The sequence below is a fragment of the Patulibacter minatonensis DSM 18081 genome, from assembly GCF_000519325.1.
Taxonomy (GTDB): Bacteria; Actinomycetota; Thermoleophilia; order Solirubrobacterales; family Solirubrobacteraceae; genus Patulibacter; species Patulibacter minatonensis.
Genome location: NZ_KI912613.1, coordinates 1,477,774 through 1,500,409, shown reverse-complemented (window position 1 = coordinate 1,500,409; position 22,636 = coordinate 1,477,774). Strand labels below are relative to the sequence as shown.

Genomic DNA, 22,636 nt, shown 5'->3' with positions numbered 1-22,636 from the left:
GGTCGTCGACCGCCGCGGGCGCCCGACGGCCGCGTCTCGTCCGTCAGCCGCGTCGGCGGGCCTCAGAACACGACGGTCTTGCCGCCGTGCTCGATGACGCGCTCCTCGGCGTGCCAGCGGACCGCGCGGCCGAGGACCATGCGCTCGACGTCGGCGCCCAGGCGGACCATGTCGGGGATCGAGGAGCGGTGGTCGACGCGGACGACGTCCTGCTCGATGATCGGACCGGCGTCGAGCTCCTCGGTGACGTAGTGGGCGGTCGCGCCGACGATCTTCACGCCGCGCTCGGCCGCCCGCCGGTAGGGCTCCGCACCCGCGAAGGCCGGCAGGAACGAGTGGTGGATGTTGATCACGGGCACGCCCACACGCCCGAGGAAGTCGCCGGTGAGGATCTGCATGTAGCGGGCGAGCACCACGAGCTCGCACCGGCCGGAGAGCAGCTCGATCAGGCGGTCCTCGGCCTCGGCGCGGTTCTCCCGGGTCGCGGGGACGTGGTGGTAGGTCAGGCCGAAGCGCTCGACGAGATCCCGGTGGTCGGGGTGGTTGGAGGCGACGAACGCGATGTCCGCCCCGCCCAGCTCGTCGCGCTGCCAGCGCCAGAGGATCTCCGTCAGGCAGTGCGGCTCGCGCGAGGCGAGGACGGCGATCCGCGGGCGGTCGCTCAGGAGCGTCAGGCGCCAGCGCATGCCGAACCGCCCGGCGACCTCGGCGGTGAACGACGCGCGCAGGCGGTCGGCGGCGGCCTCCGGCGTCTCCGTCGGCCCCGGGTCGAGGTCGAGCACCATCCGCATGAAGAAGTGGCCGTCCGGGACCCCGGTCGAGTGCTGGTCGGACTCGACGATGTTCCCGCCGTGCCGCGCGAGCAGCCCCGAGACCGCGGCGACGATCCCGGGACGGTCGGGGCAGTCGATCAGCAGCCGGGCGCGGAGGCCGGCCGGGGCGTCGGCGGTCATCCGGCGACGGTACCGCCGGGGCGTCCGTCGGGCGAGCGTCGCTGCCGGTCGTGCCGATGGCGCGCAGGCAGGCCGCCCGGCGTCGCCGATCGACGGGCGGTCGACGAGCGCCGGGGGCCCTCCGACCTACACCTCGGCCAGCGTCGAGTTGTCGATCACGAAGCGGTAGCGGACGTCGGACTTCAGGACGCGCTCCCAGGCGTCGTTGATGTCGTCGACGCCGATCGTCTCGATCTCCGGCGCGATGCCCTTCTCGGCGCAGAAGTCGAGCATCTCCTGGGTCTCACGGATGCCGCCGATCGCGGAGCCCGCGAACGACTTGCGCCCGAAGATCAGGTTGAACGCGGAGACCGGGAGCGGCTCCGGCGGCGCGCCGACGTTGACGAGCGTCCCGTCGATCGTGAGCAGCCCGAGGAACCGGTCGATCTCGAGCTTCGCGCTGACGGTGTTGATGATGAGGTCGAAGCGCCCCTGGAGCTCCTCGAACGTCGCGTCGTCCTGCGTGGCGTAGTAGTGGTCGGCGCCCAGGCGCTTGCCGTCCTCCTCCTTGCTCAGCGTCTGCGAGAGGACGGTGACCTCGGCGCCCATGGCGTGGGCGAGCTTGACGGCCATGTGGCCGAGCCCGCCGAAGCCGACGACCGCGATCCTCTTGCCGGGCCCGGCCTCCCAGTGGTGCAGCGGCGAGTACGTCGTGATGCCGGCGCAGAGGAGCGGCGCGGCCTGGTCGAGCTCGAGGCCGTCGGGGATCCGCAGGACGAAGTCCTCGACGACCACGACGTCGCTCGAGTAGCCGCCCTGGGTCGTCGTGCCGTCGGCGTCCTTCATGCCGTAGGTCTGCGTGGAGCCGGGGATGCAGTACTGCTCCTCGCCGCGCTCACAGCTCGAGCACTCGCCGCAGGAGTTCACGAGGCAGCCGACGCCGACGCGGTCGCCGACCCGGAACGTCGTGACCTCGTCGCCGACGGCCTCGACGATGCCCGCGATCTCGTGGCCCGGCACGAGCGGATACTCGATGTCGCCCCACTCGCCGCGGGCGAAGTGGATGTCGGAGTGGCAGATCCCGCAGAACTTGATGTCGATGTGGACGTCCTTCGGACCGAGGTCGCGGCGCTCGATGGTGAGCGCCTCGAGGGGCTCGGAGACGGACGTGGCGCCGTAGGCGCTGGCAGTGGTGCTCATGGGTCGCTGCTACCCGGTGGACGGGGGGATCGACCGTGACGGAGTACGTGACGGTGGTCACGCGGAGGCCCGTGCGTGCCCGCCGCACGGACGGACCGCGGGGCGGCCCGGGACGGAGAGTCCCCGATCCCGCCACCCGGCCTCCCGTACGCTTCGGGCGTGACCGCACCGAGCACGCCGACCGCGGGCGCCGCCGCTGCCCAGGCCGCCGAGGACCGCGAGCTGGAGGCCTGGAAGGCCCGGCTCGCACGGCGCTCCGTCGGCCGGGTCCGGGTCGCCGGCGCGCTGGCCGGGGGCGCGGCCTTCCTCGCGGTCCTCGTCGCGGCCTCGCCCGGCCAGAGCGCGAGCACCTGGGGCCTCGCCGTCGTGGCGCTCGCGGCCGTCGTCGTCGCCTGCCACGTCGGCGTCCGGCTGGCCGCGCGGCCCGGTCGCCCCGAGCCGGGCCGACTCACGGCCGACTACGTCGCGATCACCACCGGGGCGATCGTCTTCGCGATCGTCGGCTACCCCGCGGCCAGCGTCCTGGGGCTCCTGAAGGACACCGCCTTCTAGGACCGGGCGGCCCGCGCGATCAGCGTCGTGCCGCAGCCACCGCGTCCCAGCGTGTCCGCACCCTGGGGGCCACCCGGGCGGCCTGCGCCAGCCCGGCCCGGACGCACCCCGGTCGCACGGCCGGGTCCAGCGGGTCCTCGCCGCGGGCCGCGACGAACGCGTCGTCGGGCCTCAGCACCAGGAGTCGCCGGCGGTCGCCGGCGGGCAGCGCGTCGGCCGCGCCGGCGTCGTCGGGCCGCGCGTCGCCGGCCTGCAGCACGACGACGAGGTCGGCCGCGAGCGCGAGGTCCACGTTCGTCCCCGAGTGGACGCCGCCGTCGACGTAGCGGCGCTCGCCGATCGTCACCGGCGGCCACATGCCGGGGACCGCGCAGCTCGCCGCGACGGCGTCGACCAGGGGGACACCCGAGTCGCGGTCGAGGACGACGCGCTCGCCCGTGACCGCGTCGACCGCCGGGACCAGCAGCGGGCGGGTCGGCCAGTCGACGCCGGCGAGGCGGGCGACGATCACCGCCCGGCGCGTGGCCTCGTCGACGGTCGGCGTGGCCAGCGCGATCTCGCCCATCCGGCGGCGGGCCGGAAGGGGGTCGCCGCCGGTGTCCGCGAGGGTCTCCCAGATCGCCGCGCGCTCGGCGATCCGTGCGGGGTCGCGGTCGGGTGTCAGCTCGCTCGTCGCGGGGTCCAGCTGGGCGGCGACGAGCTCGTCGAGGTCGCGCAGTCCGCCGAGCTGCGCCGCGACGGTCGATCCGGCGGAGGTCCCGACGACGAGGTCCGCGCCGGTCAGATCGACGCCGTGCGCGCGCAGCCCCGCGAGCAGTCCGGTCTCCCAGGCGATGGCCGCGAGGCCACCGGCACCGAGGACGAGCGCGCGTTGCATCCTCCGACGGTAGGCGACGTGTGCCGTCCGGTGCGTGACGTGGAGCGTCCTCCGTCACCCCGACATCCGGGTGGTTCGTCGACCGCCGGGGGCCCCTCCTGCCGCCGCCCGGGCACCGGTCGCCCATGCTCCCGACCGCCTCCGTGTCCGGCGTCGTCTTCCAGGTCGCCGCGGTCGCCGTCCTCCTCGGGATCGCCCTGAACCTGGTGCGGGTCTACCGCGAGCGCGGAACGAGGTCGTCCGTCGGTCCGCTGGAACGCGGGCAGGAGGTCGCGATCTGGTTCGGGATCGGTGGCATGGCCCTGAGCGTGCTCACCGACGTCGAGGACTTCGCATCCCTGACCGTCGTCGCGCTCGTCGTCGTGATCGTGCTCGCGGTCGTGCGGCGTCGGCGGGGCGAGCCGGTCCTGCCCCGATCGCTGCTGTAGCGCCGGGCCGGCGGTCGACGCCCCTGCCACGCGGCGCGGCGCCCCGGTGATCGGCGCCGGTGCCCGGGTGCCCCGCGAATGCCGTCCGGTATCGTGCCGCCGCGAGCTGGTCGTACCCACGATCGTGGGTCAGGGAATCCGGTGGAAGACCGGAACTGACGCGCAGCGGTGAGGGGGACGGGCGGGGCACCATGCCACTGGATCCACGGATCCGGGAAGGCGCCCCGCCCGGACGAACCCGAGTCCGAAGACCTGCCGGCTCGCGGCCCCCGGCGTGCTCCGCACGTCGCCGGCCGGATCGCCAACCGGACCCCGCGAACGGGCCCTCTGATCGAAGGACCACCGCGTGACACCACGCACCGTCGTTCCCGCGTCGACCCGTGTCGACCGTCGCTCACCGCTCCGCCGGGCGAGCGCCCTCGCCGTCGCCGCGACCAGCGCGCTCGTCCTCGCCGCCTGCGGCTCGTCGGACGACGACGCGACCACCGCGTCGACCGGCACGAGCGCCGCCTCCGGCCCCCGCACGACCTACCCGCTGACCGTCGTCAACTGCGGCCGGAAGGAGACGTTCGACGCCGCGCCGAAGCGCGCCGTCGCCGTCGCCCAGCCGGCGATCGAGACGCTGCTGTCGCTCGGCGTTCAGGGCTCGATGGCCGGCACCGCGTCGTGGAGCGACCCGGTCCTCCCGAGCCTCGCGAAGGCCAACGCACGGGTCCCGCGCCTGGCCGACGACTTCCCGTCGTTCGAGCGCGTCCTGAAGACCGAGCCCGACCTCGTCTACTCGACGTTCGACTACACGTTCTCCGCCGAGGGCATCGCCTCGCGCGACCGCTTCGAGAAGCTCGGCGTGCCGACGTACCAGTCCGTCGCGGAGTGCAAGGGCCAGGAGTCGACGCAGTCGCGGCCGCAGACGATGGAGGACACCTACGCCGAGATCCGCGACATGGCGCGCATCTTCGACGTCCAGTCCCGCGGCACGACGCTGATCGACACGCTGAAGGCGCGCATGGCGAAGGCCACCGGCGGCGTCTCCGCGAAGGACGTCTCGCTCGGCTGGTGGTACGCGAACACGAAGACCCCGTACTTCGCGGGCTGCTGCGGCGCGGCCGGGATCGTCACCCGCGAGCTCGGCGCGAAGAACGCGTTCGGGGACTCCAAGCAGCTGTTCCCGACCGTCGGCTGGGAGACCATCCTCGAGCGCGACCCGACCGTCCTCGTCCTCGCTGACCTGACCCGCGGCGACGACGGCGACAGCGCGAAGGCGAAGATCGCGTTCCTCGAGAAGAACCCGGTCGCCCGGCGCCTCACGGCGGTGCGGAAGAAGCGCTACGTCATCGTCACGGGCTCCGAGATGGACCAGTCCATCCGCAACGTCGACGCGACGGAGAAGATCGCGGCCGGGCTGCGGAAGCTGGGGCTGGCGGGATGAGCGCGCAGTCCGCACGGGCCGGTGCGTCGTCCCCGACGGGAACGCCGGACGGCCGCACCTCCACGGGCACCGACACCCCGGCCGCCACGATCGACCCGGCGATCCTCGACCGCTGGGACGCCCAGCAGGCCGCGTACATCGCGGGGCGTGAGGCGCGCTTCGACGCGCTGCTCGACGTCCTCGGGCTGACCGTCGGAGAGGAGCCGCTCGTCGTCGACCTCGCCTGCGGGCCGGGGTCGCTGTCGGCCCGGATGCTCGACCGCTTCCCCGGCGCGCGGGTGATCGGCGTCGATCTCGACCCGCTGCTGCTGCACGTCGCCCACGGCGTGCTGGGCGACGCCGGCGGCCGCCTGACGCTCGTCGACGTCGACCTCGCCGTGCCCGGCTGGTCGGCCCGGCTGGCGGACGCGCTGAACGGCGCCCGGCCCCACGCCGTCGTCTCGAGCACCGCGCTGCACTGGCTGCGCGCGGACGAGCTGCTGCGCGTCTACCGCGAGGCGCACGACCTGCTCGCCGACGGCGGCGTGCTGCTGAACGCCGACCACTTCCGCTTCGACGACCGCCACCCCGAGCTGCGACGGATCGCCGAGGCGCACGACGAGGCCACCCAGCGCGCGGCCTTCGCCGCCGGCGCCCCGACGTGGGACGCCTGGTGGGACGAGGTCCGCGTTCTGCCGGGCGTCGACGCCCTGGCGCAGGAGCGCGAGCGCCGGTTCGCCGACCGGCCGCCGAACCCGCCCACCGCGGTCGACCTGCACCTCGCCGCGCTCGCGCAGGCGGGGTTCACCACGGTCGGCAGCGTCTGGCAGCTGCTCGACGACCACGTCGTGCTGGGGCGCCGATGAGCTCCCTTCGGGTCCTGCCCCTCGTCGTCGCGTCCGTGGTCGCCCTCGGACTGACGGCCTGCGGGTCGGACGACGGGCCGTCGACGACCGGCGCGCTCGCCGCCACCGACACCGCGGGCGCGTCCGGCGGCGCCGAGCGCACGACCTACCCGCTCACCCTGCGCAACAACTGCGGCCGCGACGTGACCGTGAAGGCCGCGCCGGGGCGCGCCGTCTCCGTCAACCAGGGGTCGACCGAGATCCTCCTGTCGCTCGGCCTGGCCGACCGCATGGTGGGCACCGCGACGTGGACCGACAGGATCCGGCCGAACCTCGCCGCGGCGAACGCGAAGGTGCCGCGTCTCGGCGACGACGCGGTGTCGTACGAGCGCATCCTGAAGACCGAGCCGGACCTCGTGTCGGCGTCGTTCGCCTACGCGCTGAACGGCGACGACCCGGACCGCCGCGACCGCTTCGCGAAGCTCGGCGTCCCGACCTACCTGGCGCCGTCGCACTGCGAGAACCGCGACGACGAGAGCGGCGACGGGCCCCGCAGCAAGCCGCTGCAGCTCTCCACGATCTCCACCGAGATCCGCCAGCTGGCGCAGATCTTCGACGTGCGGCCGAAGGGCGAGGCGCTCGTCGCCGACCTCGAGCGGCGCCTCGAGAAGGTCCGCGCCGCCAACGCGTCGCGTGACCCGGAGGAGATCTCGATCGCCTACTGGTTCGCGAACACCGAGTCGCCGTACGTCGCCGGCTGCTGCGGCTCGTCGGGGATCATCTCGCGCACCGCGGGCGTGCGGAACGTCTTCGCCGACACGAAGGACGAGTTCCCGCAGGTCGGCTGGGAGACCGTGCTGGACCGCGACCCGACGGTCCTCGTCCTCGGCGACCTCCAGCGGAAGTCCCAGACGGGTGACAAGCTCGCCGACAAGATCCGGTTCCTCGAGAGCGATCCGGTCACGAAGCGCCTCACCGCGGTGCGGAAGAGGCGCTACGTGATCCTGAACGGCGCCGACATGAACCCGTCGATCCGCACCGTCGACGGCGCCGAGAAGGTCTCGGCCGGCATCCGGAAGCTGGGGCTGGTCCGCTGAGCGAGGCGGTCGCAGCGGGGGATCGCGGGATCGGCGATGGCGTCCGCCCGGTGCCGGTCCCCGGGTCGGGACCGGGAGACGGCCCGGCGCCGGGCGGCGGGGCGGGACCCGGCGGCGCAGGTGCGGGTCCGGCCCGCCGCGCCCGCCGGCGCCTGACCGGCTCGGCCCTGGCGGCCGTCGGCATCGGCGTGCTCGTCCTGTCGATCGCGATCGCCATCACGATCGGCCCGGCCGACCTCGCCGTGAGCGACGTGTTCGGGATCGTCGGCCAGCACCTCGGTCTGGGCGACGCCGGGGTCACGCGGATCCGCGACGGGATCGTCTGGGACCTGCGCCTGCCGCGGACCCTGCTGGCCGCGATCTGCGGTGCCGGTCTGGCGATCTGCGGCGCGATCATGCAGTCGCTGCTGCGCAACCCGCTCGCCGATCCGTTCGTCCTCGGCATCTCGTCGGGGGCGTCGACCGGTGCGGTGCTCGTCGTCGTGCTCGGCATCGGCGGCGGGATCGTCGGACTGTCCGGGGGCGCGTTCATCGGGGCGGTCGTCGCGTTCACGGTCGTCCTGCTGCTGGCCGCCGGCGCCGGGTCGACGCCCGACCGCGTCGTGCTCGCGGGCGTCGCGGCGACGCAGCTGTTCTCGGCGCTCACGTCGTTCATCGTCACCTCGTCCGCCGACGCCGAGCAGACCCGCGGCGTCCTCTTCTGGCTGCTCGGGTCGCTCGGAGGGGCGGGCTGGAACGACGTCGCCCTGTGCGGCGCGGTCTGCCTGGTCGGCCTCGTGGTCTGCCTGGCGGTCGCCCCGGCGCTCGACGCGTTCGCGTTCGGGGAGGACGCCGCCGCGTCGCTGGGGATCCCGGTCCGCTGGATCCGCCTGCTGCTGCTCGTCGTCACCGCGCTAATCACCGCGACGCTCGTCAGCGCGGCCGGGGCGATCGGCTTCGTCGGCCTGGTCCTCCCCCACGCCGCCCGCGCGGTCGTCGGCCCCGGGCACCGCGTGCTGCTGCCGACCACGGCGTTGATCGGCGCGATCTTCCTCGTCTGGGTCGACACCGTCGCGCGCACCGTCTTCGACCCGCAGGAGCTGCCGGTCGGCGTCGTCACGGCACTGGTCGGCGTGCCGGCGTTCGCGGTGATCCTCTACCGGCGGAAGGGGCCGGCGTGACGGGCGGGGCCGGCGGAACGGCCGGGGCCCCGCGGGCGATCGGACGGAGGGTTGGTACGTTCGCCACCGTAGGCGTGGCGAAGGTGCCAACCCTCACGTCCACGCGGCCGGCACGTCGTGCCGGGCGTGCCACCGCGACGCCCGTCGCCGATGTGCCCCGGCGCCGGAACGGGACCCGGGCATGAGCCTCCAGGCCCGCGACGTCTCGTGGGGCGTCGGCGGGAGGACGATCGTCGACGGCGTGACGCTCGACGTCCGGCCGGGCGCGACGCTCGGGCTGCTCGGGCCGAACGGCTCGGGCAAGTCGTCGCTGCTGCGGCTGCTCGCCGGCGTGCGGCGTCCATCCTCGGGGTCGGTCCTGCTCGACGGCCGGGACCTCGGGACACTGCGCCGTCGCGAGGTCGCCCGCCGGGTCGCCGTCGTCGAGCAGCACGCGACCACCGAGGTCGACCTGCGGGTGCTCGACGTCGTCCGCCTGGGCCGGATCCCGCACCGCACGGCGTGGGGGCCCGAGGGCACCGGCGACCGCGAGGCCGTGACGCTCGCGCTCGAGCGGACCGGGCTGACCGGCGCGGAGGAGCGGTCGTGGCACACGCTCTCCGGGGGCGAGCGGCAGCGCGTCCACATCGCCCGCGCGCTCGCCCAAGAGCCGCAGGAGCTCCTGCTCGACGAGCCGACCAACCACCTCGACGTCCACCACCAGCTCGAGCTCCTCGCCCTCGTCCGCCGGCTGCCGGTGACGTCGGTGGTGGCGCTCCACGACCTGAACCTCGCGGCGATGTTCTGCGACCACCTCGTCGTCCTCGCCGCCGGCCGGGTCGTCGCCACGGGCACGCCGACCGAGGTCCTGACGCCCGAGCTGATCGCCGACGTCTATCGGGTCCGCGCGGTGGTCACCCACGACGGTCCGGGCGGGGTGCCGGCGGTGCGGTTCGAGCCGGGGCTGCCGGTCACGACACCGGTCACCGCGCAGGCCCGCCCGGTCTAGGCTGCGTCCATGTCCCGTCCCAGGCTGTCCCTCGGCGTGCTCGGCGCCGGCCTCGTCCTCCTCGCCGCCGCGCCGGCCGCGCAGGCCAACCGCCCCGCCACCGCGGCCGAGGAGGCCGCGGTCAACCGCGACCTCGGGGCCGCGCCCGCCGTCGGTCCGCGCTGCTCGGCGTACCTCGTGTCGACCGCCTCCGGCGACGGCGCCGCGTACGTGCGGATCCAGCCGATCGACCCGCTGCCCGCCGGGTGCGCGCCGGCCGGCAGCGGGTTCGTGGTCGCCCGCAGCGCCGCGGGGACGCTGGGGCCGTGGCTGCCGGTGATCCCGGGCCGGCCCGAGGCGCTGGAGTCGTGCGCCGACGCCGCCGTCCCGAACGACGTCGGCGCCGACCTGGCCGCGTGCACCCCGTCCTCCGCCCCGAGCGACGCGAAGAGCCGGACGACGCTCGGCTGCTACCCGAACGACGGCGCCATGGTCCTGATGGTCCAACGCCGGAAGCCGAGCCGCTGCCTCGTCCGGGGTCGCGTCCCGATCGAGACGTTCCGGCCGCAGCAGTCCGGCACGGGCTTCGACCTGCGCGGGATGACGTGGAAGCGCTGGGGCACGTCGAGGGCGACGGGCACCGGCACGGCCGCGGTCGTGAAGGGCCAGAGGACGTCGCGGACGCGCGTGAAGGTGACGGTCACCGCGACGACGATCAAGACCGACGGCGGGCGGCTCTTCTACACGAAGCTGCGCGTCCGGCTCCCGACCGGATCCGTCGTGGCGCTCGACCTCAACTGGGCGGTCTGAGCCTTCGACGTCCTCTCCCGTGGCGCAGCGCCCCAGGATCGGCGGGCCGCCGGGGCGGTGATCGCGGTCGTCGCCCTCGCCGCCGTCGCCGCCATCGGCCTCGCAGCGGTCGCCGCCGTCTCGGGTCTCCGCGACCTCGGGGGTGCCGACCAGGACGATCAGTTCGAGCCCCGCGGCCCGGCGCGCCGCGGCGAAGGGCCGGCCGTTCGACCTCGGGGTCGTCGCGCGCGAGTGGGACCGCGTGTCCGTGCTGCCCGACTACTCCGCCCGTGCGAGCGCCGAGGAGGACACCGGGGCGTCGTGGCCGGACGGCGAGGGGGTGTTCGGCCAGCGGGACGCGATCCACGTCCCGGCCTTCGTCCGCGGACGGAAGGTCGTGTCGTCGGCGACCGTCGGGAACCAGGTGGCGTGCCTCGTCCAGGAGGGACGGCGAGCGCCCGGCTACCCGCGATCGACGCGGTTCGCCGCCCGGGTCCGGGACGGCGTGAGCGTGATCTCGGTGCGCGGGCGGCGCGGGCGCGGCTGCTGAGGCGCGGCGTGGGTGGGCGGCGGACGGCCTTCCATGGCACGGCACGCGACAAACCGCACCCGACCCCCAGGCCCATCCCACGCCGATGGTCCGATGTCGCGCCCTGCGCAACAAACCGCTCCCGACCTCCGGCCCACGCCACGTCGATGGTCCGACGTCACGCCCCACGCGACGAACCGCACCCGACCCCCAGGCCCATCCCACGCCGATGGTCCGATGTCACGCCCCACGTGACGAACCGCACCCGACCCCCAGGCCCATCCCACGCCGATGGTCCTCCGTCACGCCCGACGCGACGAACCGACGTCGAACCCCGGGCAGCCTGGTGGCCCGACCTCGGGACCGTCGGTGGGCCCGCCCTACGCCGTCCCGGCCCCCGGCGGCCCCGGCAGCCCGGTCCGTCGCGAGCGGCGGTGGGCCCACAGCTGGTCGGCGCCGGACCAGGCGGCGAAGATCAGGCCGCCGATGGTGCCCGTCACCGTGGTCAGGACGCCTGCGGCCGCGGCGGCGGCGACGCCGTCGCTGCCGAGGATCAGGACGGCGGCCGCGGCACCGGCGGCGGGTCCGGTCGGGAGCTGCGCGAGGGTGGCGACGGCGATCAGTACCGCCGCGCCGTCCCAGATCGACGCGTCGACGCCGACCGCGCGCAGCAGCATCCAGTTGCGGAGGACCTGGCACATGATCGACGCGAAGAGGGCGCCGGTCAGGAGCGCCGCGCCGCGGGGTTGACGCAGCACGGTCAGCCCGGCCCAGAGGTCGTGGGTGGACTTGTGCGACAGGCGTTGCATCCACCAGCCCAGGAGCGCGGCGAGCGCGAACGCGGCCAGCGGCGACCACCACGGGATGCCGAGCGGGCCGACGAGGGTGAACGACGCGAGCGCCGCGAACATCAGCTCCACCGCGACGATCGGGAACTCCGCGGCGACGAGCGTCGGGATCTTCGGCGTCACCTCCGGGGCCGATCGGCGCAGGGCGGCGATCCGCATCGCCACCCCGAGCTGCCCGTTGATGATCGAGCCCAGCACCTGCATCGCCGACGCCCGGAACAGCACGCGCCGCGACACCAGCGCGCCGGCGCCGCGCACCGCCTGGTGCCACGACTCGCTGCGCCCGACGAGGCCCAGGACCTGGAGCAGGGACGCGGCGATGAGGACCTCGGGGGACGCGTCGGTGATCGCCGTCGCGAACTCGTGCCGCCGGCTCCACAGGAGCGCCAGGATGATCCCGGCGGTCAGGAGCGACCCACCGACGACGATCCCCTTCTGGTGGCGCCCCATCCACGCCTTCACGCGGGACCACCTCGAGGGCGCGGCGGTCGTCGGATCCGCGGTCGTGTCCGCGGCCGAGCCACCCGGCAGGACGTCCGCCGGGTCGGCCGGCGACGGGTGGTCGGTCACGACGAGGTGGCGGCCGCGGCCTGGGGGCGGTGCTCGGTCACGACGCGAACACGGTACCCCGGTCGGCGGCGACCGCCCCGGATGAGCGGGAGCGCGCCACGTCGGCGGGTGCGTGTGGCGGGCGGGCGCACCGCCGCTCGCCGACCGCCCGCGGACGCCGTACCGTGGCGGACATGCGCTCATCGGCCGCCGCGACCGTCGCCCCCGTCGGGAGCACCGCCCTGGCCGCCAGGGTCGTCGTCGCCGTGACCTCCGGGGTCGCAGCCCTCGCCCTCGCGACCACGTCCGCGTCGGCCGCCCCCGCTATCCCCCTTCCACCGCCCCCGGGCTACGGCGTCGCGGTGCTCCAGCGGCAGCTCGACCGGTCGGGCGATCCGGTGCTGGTCGCGACCACCGAGCAGCGCGACGCGCCGGTGACGTGGCGGGCGTGCGACCCGGAGTGCGGTCCGGTGATCGGCACCGAGCGGATCCTGACGCCCGGGCCGACCACGGAGGGGACGACGTTCGAGGTCGCCGCCACGATCGACGGCACGCCACGCACCGCGCGTTCGTCCGCGTGGCGGGGCCGGGCGACGCTCGTCACGCCGCCGCAGCTCGGCGGCGAGCTGCGGATCGGGAAGGTCGTCACCCCGGTCGCCGGGACCTGGGGCGGCGGGTGGGGCGACGACGTCGACCAGGGCGAGGTCCGGGCCTGCCGGACCGCAGACGCGACGGACTGCCGCTCGGTCTCCCGGGTCGGCGGGCCGTTCACCGTCGACCCGGCCTACGCCGGCTGGTACTTCGGCGCCGTCGACCACCACTACGGGCCGGACCCGATCCTCGGCGGCGCGCCGCTGATCCCGCCGCCGTTCGGCACCGTGCCGGAGGACCCCGCGCCGACGGCGTCGCCGACCGTCGCGCTCGGCCTGCTCGTCGGCCCCGTCCCGCCCGCCCGCGCCGGGGTACCGCCCGCGGTCCGGGGCCGGCTCGTCGAGGGCGGTGTCGTCCGCGCGACCCCCGGCACCTGGCCCGACGCGCCGCAGGGCGGCCTCGTCGCCACCGGCCTGCGCGCATGCCCGACGCGCGCGGACGGGCCGCGGTGCCGGCTCCTCTCCCGCGCGAGCGTGAACGACCTGGCGACCGCCGTCCGGGGCCGCGCGAGACTCGGCCGCGGGCTGCTCGGGTGGTACGTCGGCGCCTTCGAGCGCCACGGGACGACCTTCGGCACGCGGACGCTCTCCGAGGACGACCCGACGCTCCGGGCGCTCCCGGTCGCGGGCCCCGCGGTCGTCGTCGGTCCGCTCTCCCGGACACCCGTGGGGCTCGCGGCGACGCCGCGGGTCCGGCTACGCGCGGTCGCCGCCCGGACGGGGTCCCGGCTGACCCTCGGCCGCGTGCGCTGCGCGGGCCGGTGCGTGCTGCGGCTCCAGGTCCGCGCGGGTGGCCGGACGACCACCCGGACCTTCCGCGGCCGGGGGACCGTCGCGGTCGTCGCCCCGCACGCATCGGTCCCGATGGGCGCAACGCGGCTGCGGCTGCGGCTGCGCGTCGACCACGCGCCGGTCGACGTCCGCCGGACCGTGCGGGTGCGATGAGCGGCCGGCACGCGACGCTCCCGCTCGTCGGCCGGTGGACCGTGCCGCGCCACGTGGAAGAACAGGGACCCGATGGTGCCGCCGCCACGGCGGGGACGGGTCCGCCCGGCCGCGCCGCACCCGCCGACCCGATCTCCACCGTCCGGGGGGCGCGCCTCACCCGTTGCGGGGTCGACCGCGGCGCGGTCGCGGGTGCCGTCGTCCCGGCGTGGTAGTCGGCGTGCATCGTGCAACCGCCGAGGGATAGGGTCCCGGGTCTGCGACGCCGTGTCGCAACCCTCGATGGAGTGCCGCGAATGACCGAGCCCCTGGCTGCCGACTTCCCACCGGTTCCCGACGACGAGTGGCGCGCCGCGGCGCTGAAGGCCGCGAAGGCGCCGGACGACACGCCGACCCGGTCCCGCACCGAGGACGGCATCGAGGTCAACTGGCTCTACACGCGCGAGGATGCGCTGGCCAGCGATCCGGGCGGCGTCCCGGGCCTCGCTCCGTTCGTCCGGGGCACGAACTCCGGCACGGGCGAGGACCAGGCCGCCTGGGAGATCCGCCAGCAGCAGGCGCACCCCGACCGCCGCGCCGCGAACAAGGCCCTGATGGAGGACCTCGAGGGCGGCGCGACCGCCATCGAGCTGCGCCCCGACCGCGCCGCGCGCGGCGGCCACGCCCCCGGCTCCGACGCGTTCGCCGCCACCCGTGGCGTCGACGGCACGATGATCTCGACGGTCGACGACCTCGAGACCGTGCTGGAGGGCGTCTTCGTCGAGCTCGCCCCGATCGCCGTCGACGGCGGCGCCCAGGCCATCTCCACCGGCGCGCTCCTGCTCGCCCTGCTGCGCCGCCGCGGCGTGGCGGACGCCGACGCCATCGGCTCGCTCCGCATCGACCCGCTCGGCACGCTCGCCGCCGAGGGTGCCCTCCCGCAGGACCCCGCCGACGCGATCGCCACCGCCGGCCGCCTGGCCGCCGAGGTCGCCGAGACGTTCCCGCAGGTCCGGGCGCTCGCCGTCGACACCCGCGCCTACGTCAACGCCGGCGCCACCCCGGTGCGCGAGCTCGCGATCGCGATCACCACCGGCGTCGCCTACCTCCGCGCCGCCGAGCAGGCCGGACTGCAGCCGGCCCGCGCCGCGACGCAGATCGAGTTCACGCTCACGGTCGGCACGAACCAGTTCGGCGAGATCGCCAAGCTGCGCGCCTTCCGCCGCCTCTGGGCCCGCGTGCTCGAGCTCTCCGGCGTCCCCGAGGAGGGCCGCCGATCGTTCCTCACCGCCCGCACGAGCGACCGCATGCTCGCCGGCATCGACCCCTGGTCGAACATGCTGCGCGCGACGACCGCCGGCTTCGCGGCCGCGGTCGGTGGCGCCGAGGGCCTGACCGTCACGCCGTTCGACGCCGTCGTCGCCGACGCGGTCGGTGCCGCCGCGCCCGGTGGCCTGGGCCGCCGCATCGCGCGCAACACCCAGCTCGTGCTGCAGGAGGAGTCGGCGCTGCGCCGCGTCGCCGATCCGGCCGGCGGCTCCTGGTACGTCGAGTCGCTGACCGACGCGCTCGCCCGCGAGGCGTGGTCGAAGGTCACCGAGATCGAGGGCGCCGGTGGCGCGCTCGCCGCGCTGACCGCCGATGCCTTCGCCGCCGACCTCGCCGAGCAGGCCGACCGCCGCCGCGGTGAGCTCGCGCGCCGGAAGCGCGAGATGACGGGCGTCAACGTCTTCCCGCTGCTGGCCGACGACAAGGTGCACCCGGAGCCCGTGGACCGCGCGTCGTTCGTCCGCACCGAGAACGATCGCCTCGGCGAACGCGGCGACCTGCCCGCCGGCGCCCTGGACCGCCCGTCGGTCGACGAGGCCGACGGCGACCAGCTCCTGTCGCACCTGCTCTCCGCCGCCGAGGCGGGCGCCCGGATCGACGAGCTCGCCACGCTCGCCGGCTGGGGCCCCGTGACGGACCTCGACGCGACCGGCCTGCCGACGCGCCGCGACGCCGAGCCGTTCGAGGAGCTGCGCGCCGCGGCTGCCGGGAAGCCGGTGCCGGCCGGTCCGGGCGGCGAGCCGGACGCCGCCGACGTCCCCGCCGCCAACGACTCGGACGCCGGCGGTCCCGGCGACGACTCCCCCGCGACCGCCTCGGGCGTCCAGGGCGCCGAGGTCACCGACGACGGCCCGCGCGTCTTCCTCGCCGGCCTCGGCCCCCTCGCCGCGCACGCCGCGCAGGCCACGTGGGCGCAGAACTTCTTCGGCGTCGGCGGGCTCGCCACGATCCAGTCCGACCCGCTCGACGACCCGTCCGCCGCGGGCGAGCTCCTCAAGGCCGACGGCGCCGTGCTGGCCGCGGTCGCCGGCGGGCCCAAGGCCGAGGACGACGCGCTGCAGGCGGCGATCACCTCGCTGCGCGACGCGGGCGCGAAGGTCGTCTACCTCGTCGGCGGGAACGACGAGCAGGCCCAGGCGCTCGGCGCCGACCGCGGCGTCAAGCAGGGCGTGGACATGATCGAGATCCTCGGCGACGCGCTGAAGACGCTCGACCGACCTGTCACCACCCGGACGGAGACCGCGCGATGAGCAGCATCCCGGACCTCTCGCAGGCCACCCTCGGCGACGTCGAGCAGGAGCCCGTCACGGCCGCCGCGATCGAGGACGCCGCCGCCGCGGCCGCCGGTCGCCCGGTCGAGGACCTGCGCTTCGCCGCGCCGGAGGGCATCGACCTCGAGCCCTCGTACGGCTCCGAGGCGATCGCCGACGTCGACCACCTGAACACCCGGCCGGGCTTCGCGCCGTTCCTGCGCGGCCCGTACCCGACGATGTACGTGAACCAGCCGTGGACCGTGCGCCAGTACGCCGGCTTCTCGACGGCCGAGCTCTCCAACGCGTTCTACCGCCGCAACCTCGCGGCCGGCCAGAAGGGCCTGTCGATCGCGTTCGACCTGGCCACCCACCGCGGCTACGACTCCGACAACCCGCGCGTCGCGGGAGACGTCGGCATGGCCGGCGTGGCGATCGACTCGATCCTCGACATGCGGACCCTCTTCGACGGGATCCCCCTCGACAAGATGTCGGTGTCGATGACGATGAACGGCGCGGTGCTGCCGATCCTCGCGCTCTTCATCGTCGCGGGCGAGGAGCAGGGCGTCGACGTCGCGAAGCTCTCCGGCACGATCCAGAACGACGTGCTGAAGGAGTTCATGGTCCGGAACACCTACATCTATCCGCCGGCCCCGTCGATGCGGATCATCTCGGACATCTTCTCCTTCACCTCGCAGGAGATGCCGAAGTTCAACTCGATCTCGATCTCCGGGTACCACATGCAGGAGGCCGGGGCCTCGGCCGACCTCGAGCTCGGGTACACGATCGCCGACGGCATCGAGTACATCCGCGCGGGCCTCGACGCGGGCATGAAGGTCGACCGCTTCGCCCCGCGCCTGTCGTTCTTCTGGGCCACCGGCATGAACTTCTTCATGGAGGTCGCGAAGATGCGGGCCGGGCGCCTCATCTGGGCGAAGCTCCTCCAGGAGCAGTTCCAGCCCGAGAACCCGAAGTCGCTCTCGCTGCGCACGCACTGCCAGACCTCCGGCTGGTCGCTGGCCGCGCAGGACGTCTACAACAACGTCGTGCGCACCTGCGTCGAGGCGATGGCCTCCACGCAGGGCCACACGCAGTCGCTGCACACCAACGCGCTGGACGAGGCCCTCGCGCTGCCGACCGACTTCTCGGCGCGCATCGCCCGCAACACGCAGCTGTTCCTCCAGCAGGAGACCGGCACGACGGACGTCATCGACCCGTGGGGCGGCTCCTACTACGTCGAGAAGCTGACGCAGGAGCTCGCGACGAAGGCGCTCGCGCACATCGCCGAGATCGAGGAGCTCGGCGGGATGACGAAGGCGATCGACGCCGGCGTCCCGAAGCTCCGCATCGAGGAGTCCGCCGCCCGCACGCAGGCGCGCATCGACTCCGGCCAGCAGACCCTCGTCGGCGTCAACAAGTTCCAGCCCGAGGTCGACGAGCAGATCGACGTCCTGAAGGTCGAGAACGCCGAGGTCCGCGCACGCCAGATCGAGAAGCTCGAGAAGCTGCGCGCCGAGCGCGACGAGCCGAAGGTGCAGGCCGCGCTGGAGGCCCTGACCGAGGGTGCCGGGCGCAAGTCCACCGGCGCGAGCGCCGACGAGGGCAACCTCCTCGCCCTCGCCGTGAACGCCGCCCGCGCGCACGCGTCGGTCGGCGAGATCTCGGACGCGCTCGAGAAGGTCTTCGGGCGCCACACGGCCCAGATCCGCACGATCTCGGGCGTCTACCGCAGCGAGGTCGGCACGATGAGCCAGACGTTCAACGACACGAAGGCGCTCGTCGAGAACTTCGAGGAGCAGGAGGGCCGCCGCCCCCGCATCCTCGTGGCGAAGATGGGCCAGGACGGGCACGACCGCGGCCAGAAGGTCATCGCGACGGCGTTCGCGGACCTCGGCTTCGACGTCGACATCGGACCGCTGTTCCAGACGCCGGAGGAGGTCGCCCGCCAGGCGATCGAGGCCGACGTCCACGTCGTCGGTGCGTCGTCCCTGGCGGCCGGTCACCTGACGCTCGTGCCGCAGCTCCGCAAGGCGCTCGACGAGGCCGGCCGCGAGGACGTCCTCGTCGTCGCAGGCGGCGTCATCCCGCCGCAGGACTTCGACGAGCTGCGCGCCGGCGGCGCCGACGCGATCTACCCGCCCGGCACCGTCATCGGCACGGCGGCCGGCGGCCTGCTGCGCCTCCTGATGGAGCGCCTCGACCTCGAGGTCCCGACGGAGGGCCCGGCCGCGAAGGCCGCCGCGGTCGACACGATCGACCCGCAGGGCGTCGCGGACCAGGACGCCGCGCCGGCGGCCGAGGCGGAGGCCGGGACCGCGGGCTGAGCGTCCCGCGCTCCGACGCCGGCCGCCTGCTCCCGAGGTGTCGTCGGCGTCAGGCGGCCCGCAGCAGCGTGCCGGTCCGCAGCGCACCGTGAGCGGTGCGGACGGCGGCGGTGCCCCAGGCGGCGAGCAGCAGCACGTAGAGGCCGACGGCGATCCAGGCCAGGGCGTCCAGGCCGGTGTCCTTCGCCAGCAGCGAGGTGCCGGTGACGACGGTGCCGACGGGGAAGGTGAAGCTCCACCAGGTGAGCGAGAAGCCCAGGCCCTGCCGGGCCGCACGGACGACCAGGGCGGTGGCGATCACGAGCCAGAGCATCGCGAAGCCGAAGACGGGGGCGCCGTAGAGGACGCCCATCGCCTTGAAGCCGGTCGAGTACGGCGCGGCGATGGCGAGGTGTGCCTGGTTGCCCAGGAGGTTGGCGGCGGTGATCGACTGGCCGAGAGGCCCGAGGACGATGAACAGGGTGGGGACGGTGGCGGTAGGTCCGGTCCCCTCGTAGGCCAGGCGGCCCCAGACGAGCGTGATGATGACGAGCGACGCGAGGAGGCTGAGCCCGAACATCGCGTAGCAGGCCAGCAGCATCGCCTCGCGAGCCTGCCCGGCGGGCAGGTGCTGGATCAGCGCGGCGCCGGTGGCGGCCGAGACCATCGGCGGGACGACGGGCATGAGCCAGGTCGCGAAGGTGTGCTCGACGCCGACCTCGCGACGGGTGAAGAGCCAGTAGGGGACCAGGGCGCTGGACGCCAGGCCGCCGAGGGTGCCGGCGCTCCACAACACGAACGCGACGACGATCGCGGCGGGCTGCCCGATGACGTCGTGGCCGACCAGCAGCGCGCCGGCGCCGACGGTCATCAGCGCCATCGGGGGCGCGCCGTAGAAGGGGGCCATCGCGGGGTTCGATGCGTGGGCCTTCGCGTTGTCGGTGTGGCGGATCCAGTGGACCGCGGTGATCGCGGTCAGGACGGCCAGCCAGAGAGCGGCGATCACCCAGACGCCGACGGCGAACTCGTGCAGTCCGGTGACCTGGCGGGGCAGGAGGGCGGCGGCGTTGGCGACGATCCCGGTGCCCATGACGGACGCGAACCAGTTGGGACCGATGTGCGCGAACGTCTCGCCGCGGTGCTCGAGCTCGCGCAGGAACGTGCGGCCCGACGTGGTGCGCTGGGTGGTCATCCGGTGGGCGCTCGTCGTGGTGGCCATGGAGACAGCGTGCGCTGCGAGACGCCCGTCCACCAGTCATTCCGGCGTCGCTCATATGCCTGAACGGAATGCTTCGGAGGCCGGCGGCCGGGCACGCGCCGGACATGGATCGATCGCGCCGCCCGCCGCCGACGGGCCCTCCGGCGAGGAGCGACCGACCGTCGCCGTCCGACGCTCGCCGCCGCCTGCGGCTGCTCGTCGTGGCGTTCGGCGTCGTGGTGCTCGTCGTCGGTGGGGTGGTGGCGGCGGGGTCGTTCAAGCGGGACCCTGCGGCCGACGGGTCGCGGACGATGGTCCGAGGGGTCGTGATCCGCGGCGCGGACGAGACCACCGCGCTGCTGCGGGGACTCGGCCGACGGGGAACCGTGCTCGGCCGCCGCGACGCCCCCGCGACGATCGTGGAGGTGTCCGACCTGAAGTGCCCGAGCTGCAAGGAGCACGCGATCGAGACGCAGCCCGAGATCGTCCGGCGGCTCGTGCGGACGGGCCGCGCGAACCTGCGGATGGTGCTCGTGAACTTCCGCGACGCCGCGCGGGGCACGACCGACGGCGCCGTCGCGCGCCGGACCGCGTACGGGCTCGCCGCCGACGGTCGCTTTTGGGGCTTCGTGCAGCTGGCGTTCTGGAACCAGGGATCGACACGGGAGGAGTGGGCCACCCCGTCGCTCCTCCGGAGCGTCGCCGACGCGGCTCCGGGGACGTCCGCCGCCCGGACCCCCGCCCGCGCGTCGTCGGACCGCCGCGCGCTCGCGGCCGCCGACGACCGGCTCGTCGCGCGGCTCGGCACCGACGCGACCCCCTCGGTCTACGTCGTCGCCCGCGGCTCGACCGCGGCCGAGCGGGTCGGCGCCTCCGACGACGTGGACGCCATCGCCCGGGCCGTCTCGCGGGCCGGGGCGTGCTCGCGCTGAGGTCCTCCCCGGCGGCGAGCGGCGTGGGCCCGGGCTCGACGCCGAGGCCCATGACACGCCGAGATTGCAATACAACTGTGTAGCTGTATAGTTGCTTCATGGAGTTCACCCATCCGATCCCGGAGGCGCTGGCCGAGGTGATCGCCGAGCGCTTCCGCGTCATCGGCGATCCGACGCGGATCCGCCTGCTGGACCACCTCCGCGACGGCCCGGCGTCGGTCGGACAGCTCCGCGAGGCGCTCGGGGCCACCCAGCAGAACGCGTCCAAGCACCTGGGGATCCTCCATCGCGCCGGGATCGTGTCCCGCACGAAGGAGGGCACGACGGTGTACTACGCGATCGCCGACGAATCCGTCTTCGCGATCTGCGAGCTGGTCTGCGGCGGTCTCCGCCAGCACCTCGACGAGCTCGCGGAGATCCTCGATCCCGCCACCCGGGAGCAGACCGCATGATCTTCCGCCAGATCACCCACGACGATCTCGGGTGCGCCAGCTACCTGATCGGGGACGAGCAGGAGGGCGTCGCGGCCGTCGTGGACCCCCGGTTCGAGATCGACGAGTACCTCGACCTCGCGCGGTACATGGGCGTGTCGATCGAGCACGTCTTCGAGACCCACAACCACGCCGATCACGTCTCCGGCCACGGCCGTCTCGCGGTCGCGACCGGGGCGACGATCCACGTGCACCGGCTCGCCGTGCCGTCCTACGACCATCAGCCGTTCGACGACGGCGACGAGTTCGCGCTCGGCGGCCTCACGGTCCGCGCGATCCACACCCCCGGCCACCGGCCGGAGCACACCGCCTTCGCGCTCATCGACACGAAGCGCAGCGACGAGCCGTGGGCCGTCCTGACCGGCGACACGCTCTTCGTGAACGACGTCGCGCGTCCGGACCTCGCGATCGAGAAGGCCGAGGGCGCCCGCGGCATCTTCCGGTCGCTCAAGGACCGGCTGCTGGTGCTGCCGCCGGAGGTCGAGGTCTGGCCCGGCCACCTCGGCGGCTCGATGTGCGGCGGCCCCGGGATGGACATGAAGGTGTCCTCGACGATCGGCTACGAGCGCCGTGCCAACCCGACGCTCCGGATCGAGGACGAGCAGGAGTTCGTGGACCAGGCGCTGGCGAAGCTCGGCCCGCAGCCGCCGAACTTCCAGGCGATCGTGGAGCTCAACCGCGGGCCACTGGTCACCGAGGGGGTGCAGCTGCTGCCGCTGACCCCGCAGCAGGTCGAGCTCAAGCGCTCCGCGGGCGCGCTCCTGGTCGACGTCCGCACGGACCTGCAGTTCGACGAGGCGCACATCCCCGGCGCGATCTGCGCCCCGATGCACCGGGCAGGGTTCGGGTCCAAGCTGGCGTGGCTGGCGGACCGGGAGCAGGAGATCGTCCTGATCGGCCGCGACGACGAGGACGGCCACCGGGCCGGCAAGCTCGCGCTCGCCGTCGGTATCCGCAAGCTCGGCGGCTACCTCCACGGCGGCATGACCTCGTGGCGACAGGAGAAGCGCCCTGTCGGGACCATCGAGCGGGTGTCGCTCGACGCGTTCGAGGACCACTGGGCCGCGACGCCGGACCTCCAGATCCTCGACGTCCGGGACGCGGAGGAGTACGACGCCGGCCACATCCCCGGCTCGGCGCTGACGACCTGGCACGACATCACGTCGTGGCCGCAGGACCTCGATCCGGACCTCCCGGTCGCGGTGATCTGCGGCTCCGGCCAGCGCGCGGCGACCGCCGCGAGCCTCGTGGTCCGCCACGGCGGACGCGACGTGGTCCACGTCGTCGACGGTGGCGTCCCGAAGTGGGGGCGTCTCGGTCACGAGCTGCGCACCGCCGAGACGCCGGCCTAGATGCCGACCCGGCCCGCGCGCCGCGG

Annotated in this window: 20 protein-coding genes and 1 riboswitch; of the genes, 15 read left to right on the top strand and 5 right to left on the bottom strand. The window is 74.5% G+C overall.

What is annotated here, in order from left to right:
- Positions 1–62: 62 nt before the first annotated feature.
- Positions 63–953: a formyltetrahydrofolate deformylase gene (gene purU / locus PATMI_RS0106845; protein WP_026910339.1), complete on the bottom strand. Its 891-nt coding sequence runs from the start codon at positions 951–953 to the stop codon at positions 63–65.
- Between the two features lie 126 nt (positions 954–1,079).
- Entirely contained in the window at positions 1,080–2,132 is a 1,053-nt protein-coding gene (locus tag PATMI_RS0106840; protein WP_026910338.1) for an NAD(P)-dependent alcohol dehydrogenase, read from the bottom strand.
- Between the two features lie 159 nt (positions 2,133–2,291).
- Here PATMI_RS0106840 and PATMI_RS0106835 point away from each other — a divergent pair, with 159 nt between their 5' ends.
- Positions 2,292–2,684, top strand: a complete 393-nt coding sequence (locus PATMI_RS0106835) for a hypothetical protein (protein WP_026910337.1) — start codon at positions 2,292–2,294, stop codon at positions 2,682–2,684.
- Between the two features lie 19 nt (positions 2,685–2,703).
- Here the strand turns inward: PATMI_RS0106835 and PATMI_RS0106830 are convergent, their stop codons facing one another.
- The gene (locus PATMI_RS0106830; RefSeq protein WP_026910336.1) at positions 2,704–3,561 is read right to left on the bottom strand and encodes a patatin-like phospholipase family protein; all 858 of its coding nucleotides are present in this window, start codon (positions 3,559–3,561) and stop codon (positions 2,704–2,706) included.
- A gap of 125 nt (positions 3,562–3,686) precedes the next feature.
- On the opposite strand from PATMI_RS0106830, the gene PATMI_RS0106825 reads away from it, so the two are divergent.
- The 8 genes from PATMI_RS0106825 (at position 3,687) to PATMI_RS0106790 (ending at position 10,805) form a co-directional block, all read left to right on the top strand.
- Positions 3,687–3,989 (top strand): hypothetical protein, encoded by a 303-nt coding sequence (locus PATMI_RS0106825; RefSeq protein WP_026910335.1) that lies wholly within the window; start codon positions 3,687–3,689, stop codon positions 3,987–3,989.
- A gap of 90 nt (positions 3,990–4,079) precedes the next feature.
- A riboswitch (cobalamin riboswitch) is annotated at positions 4,080–4,263 on the top strand.
- A 72-nt stretch (positions 4,264–4,335) separates the two neighbouring features.
- A complete protein-coding gene (locus PATMI_RS28065) occupies positions 4,336–5,418 on the top strand; it encodes an ABC transporter substrate-binding protein (protein ID WP_051471155.1) in 1,083 nt (360 codons plus the stop codon).
- Positions 5,415–6,263 carry a class I SAM-dependent methyltransferase gene (locus tag PATMI_RS0106815; RefSeq protein ID WP_084269746.1) on the top strand — a complete coding sequence of 283 codons (849 nt, stop codon included), beginning with the start codon at positions 5,415–5,417 and terminating at the stop codon, positions 6,261–6,263. The genes PATMI_RS28065 and PATMI_RS0106815 overlap by 4 nt, the downstream gene beginning before the upstream one ends.
- Positions 6,260–7,339: an ABC transporter substrate-binding protein gene (locus PATMI_RS0106810; RefSeq protein ID WP_051471154.1), complete on the top strand. Its 1,080-nt coding sequence runs from the start codon at positions 6,260–6,262 to the stop codon at positions 7,337–7,339. The genes PATMI_RS0106815 and PATMI_RS0106810 overlap by 4 nt, the downstream gene beginning before the upstream one ends.
- A 50-nt stretch (positions 7,340–7,389) precedes the next feature.
- Positions 7,390–8,499, top strand: coding sequence for a FecCD family ABC transporter permease (locus PATMI_RS0106805; protein WP_245604124.1), 1,110 nt, complete (start codon positions 7,390–7,392; stop codon positions 8,497–8,499).
- Between the two features lie 181 nt (positions 8,500–8,680).
- Positions 8,681–9,487 (top strand): ABC transporter ATP-binding protein, encoded by an 807-nt coding sequence (locus PATMI_RS28060; RefSeq protein ID WP_051471153.1) that lies wholly within the window; start codon positions 8,681–8,683, stop codon positions 9,485–9,487.
- A 9-nt stretch (positions 9,488–9,496) separates the two neighbouring features.
- Entirely contained in the window at positions 9,497–10,276 is a 780-nt protein-coding gene (locus tag PATMI_RS0106795) for a hypothetical protein (protein ID WP_026910331.1), read from the top strand.
- 142 nt (positions 10,277–10,418) lie between these two features.
- A complete protein-coding gene (locus PATMI_RS0106790) occupies positions 10,419–10,805 on the top strand; it encodes a hypothetical protein (RefSeq protein WP_026910330.1) in 387 nt (128 codons plus the stop codon).
- A gap of 359 nt (positions 10,806–11,164) precedes the next feature.
- Here the strand turns inward: PATMI_RS0106790 and PATMI_RS0106785 are convergent, their stop codons facing one another.
- Complete coding sequence (locus tag PATMI_RS0106785; protein WP_245604123.1) at positions 11,165–12,094, bottom strand: lysylphosphatidylglycerol synthase transmembrane domain-containing protein; 930 nt, start codon at positions 12,092–12,094, stop codon at positions 11,165–11,167.
- Between the two features lie 281 nt (positions 12,095–12,375).
- Between PATMI_RS0106785 and PATMI_RS0106780 the strand changes: the two genes are divergently transcribed.
- From PATMI_RS0106780 to scpA, 3 genes are all read left to right on the top strand, one after another.
- On the top strand, positions 12,376–13,776 hold the full coding sequence (locus PATMI_RS0106780) for a hypothetical protein (protein WP_026910328.1): 1,401 nt from the start codon (positions 12,376–12,378) through the stop codon (positions 13,774–13,776).
- Between the two features lie 296 nt (positions 13,777–14,072).
- Entirely contained in the window at positions 14,073–16,334 is a 2,262-nt protein-coding gene (locus PATMI_RS38165) for a methylmalonyl-CoA mutase family protein (protein ID WP_051471152.1), read from the top strand.
- Positions 16,331–18,658, top strand: coding sequence for a methylmalonyl-CoA mutase (scpA, locus tag PATMI_RS28050; RefSeq protein ID WP_084269745.1), 2,328 nt, complete (start codon positions 16,331–16,333; stop codon positions 18,656–18,658). Before PATMI_RS38165 ends, scpA begins: the two co-directional genes overlap by 4 nt.
- 49 nt (positions 18,659–18,707) lie before the next feature.
- Here the strand turns inward: scpA and PATMI_RS0106760 are convergent, their stop codons facing one another.
- Positions 18,708–19,856, bottom strand: coding sequence for a TDT family transporter (locus PATMI_RS0106760; RefSeq protein ID WP_026910326.1), 1,149 nt, complete (start codon positions 19,854–19,856; stop codon positions 18,708–18,710).
- Between the two features lie 200 nt (positions 19,857–20,056).
- On the opposite strand from PATMI_RS0106760, the gene PATMI_RS0106755 reads away from it, so the two are divergent.
- The 3 genes from PATMI_RS0106755 (at position 20,057) to PATMI_RS28045 (ending at position 22,610) form a co-directional block, all read left to right on the top strand.
- On the top strand, positions 20,057–20,767 hold the full coding sequence (locus PATMI_RS0106755; protein WP_026910325.1) for a DsbA family protein: 711 nt from the start codon (positions 20,057–20,059) through the stop codon (positions 20,765–20,767).
- Between the two features lie 98 nt (positions 20,768–20,865).
- A complete protein-coding gene (locus PATMI_RS0106750) occupies positions 20,866–21,219 on the top strand; it encodes an ArsR/SmtB family transcription factor (protein WP_051471151.1) in 354 nt (117 codons plus the stop codon).
- Complete coding sequence (locus tag PATMI_RS28045; RefSeq protein WP_051471150.1) at positions 21,216–22,610, top strand: MBL fold metallo-hydrolase; 1,395 nt, start codon at positions 21,216–21,218, stop codon at positions 22,608–22,610. Before PATMI_RS0106750 ends, PATMI_RS28045 begins: the two co-directional genes overlap by 4 nt.
- The last annotated feature ends 26 nt before the right edge of the window (positions 22,611–22,636 follow it).

Excerpts from the sequence above, each read along its gene's own strand:
- PATMI_RS28060 (WP_051471153.1), top strand. The coding sequence starts at position 8,681 with ATGAGCCTCCAGGCCCGCGACGTCTCGTGGGGCGTCGGCGGGAGGACG.
- PATMI_RS0106810 (WP_051471154.1), top strand. The coding sequence starts at position 6,260 with ATGAGCTCCCTTCGGGTCCTGCCCCTCGTCGTCGCGTCCGTGGTCGCC.
- PATMI_RS0106780 (WP_026910328.1), top strand. The coding sequence starts at position 12,376 with ATGCGCTCATCGGCCGCCGCGACCGTCGCCCCCGTCGGGAGCACCGCC.
- PATMI_RS0106830 (WP_026910336.1), bottom strand. The coding sequence starts at position 3,561 with ATGCAACGCGCGCTCGTCCTCGGTGCCGGTGGCCTCGCGGCCATCGCC.
- purU (WP_026910339.1), bottom strand. The coding sequence starts at position 953 with ATGACCGCCGACGCCCCGGCCGGCCTCCGCGCCCGGCTGCTGATCGAC.
- scpA (WP_084269745.1), top strand. The coding sequence starts at position 16,331 with ATGAGCAGCATCCCGGACCTCTCGCAGGCCACCCTCGGCGACGTCGAG.
- PATMI_RS0106795 (WP_026910331.1), top strand. The coding sequence starts at position 9,497 with ATGTCCCGTCCCAGGCTGTCCCTCGGCGTGCTCGGCGCCGGCCTCGTC.
- PATMI_RS0106760 (WP_026910326.1), bottom strand. The coding sequence starts at position 19,856 with ATGGCCACCACGACGAGCGCCCACCGGATGACCACCCAGCGCACCACG.
- PATMI_RS0106825 (WP_026910335.1), top strand. The coding sequence starts at position 3,687 with ATGCTCCCGACCGCCTCCGTGTCCGGCGTCGTCTTCCAGGTCGCCGCG.
- PATMI_RS28045 (WP_051471150.1), top strand. The coding sequence starts at position 21,216 with ATGATCTTCCGCCAGATCACCCACGACGATCTCGGGTGCGCCAGCTAC.
- PATMI_RS38165 (WP_051471152.1), top strand. The coding sequence starts at position 14,073 with ATGACCGAGCCCCTGGCTGCCGACTTCCCACCGGTTCCCGACGACGAG.
- PATMI_RS0106815 (WP_084269746.1), top strand. The coding sequence starts at position 5,415 with ATGAGCGCGCAGTCCGCACGGGCCGGTGCGTCGTCCCCGACGGGAACG.
- PATMI_RS0106840 (WP_026910338.1), bottom strand. The coding sequence starts at position 2,132 with ATGAGCACCACTGCCAGCGCCTACGGCGCCACGTCCGTCTCCGAGCCC.
- PATMI_RS0106750 (WP_051471151.1), top strand. The coding sequence starts at position 20,866 with ATGGAGTTCACCCATCCGATCCCGGAGGCGCTGGCCGAGGTGATCGCC.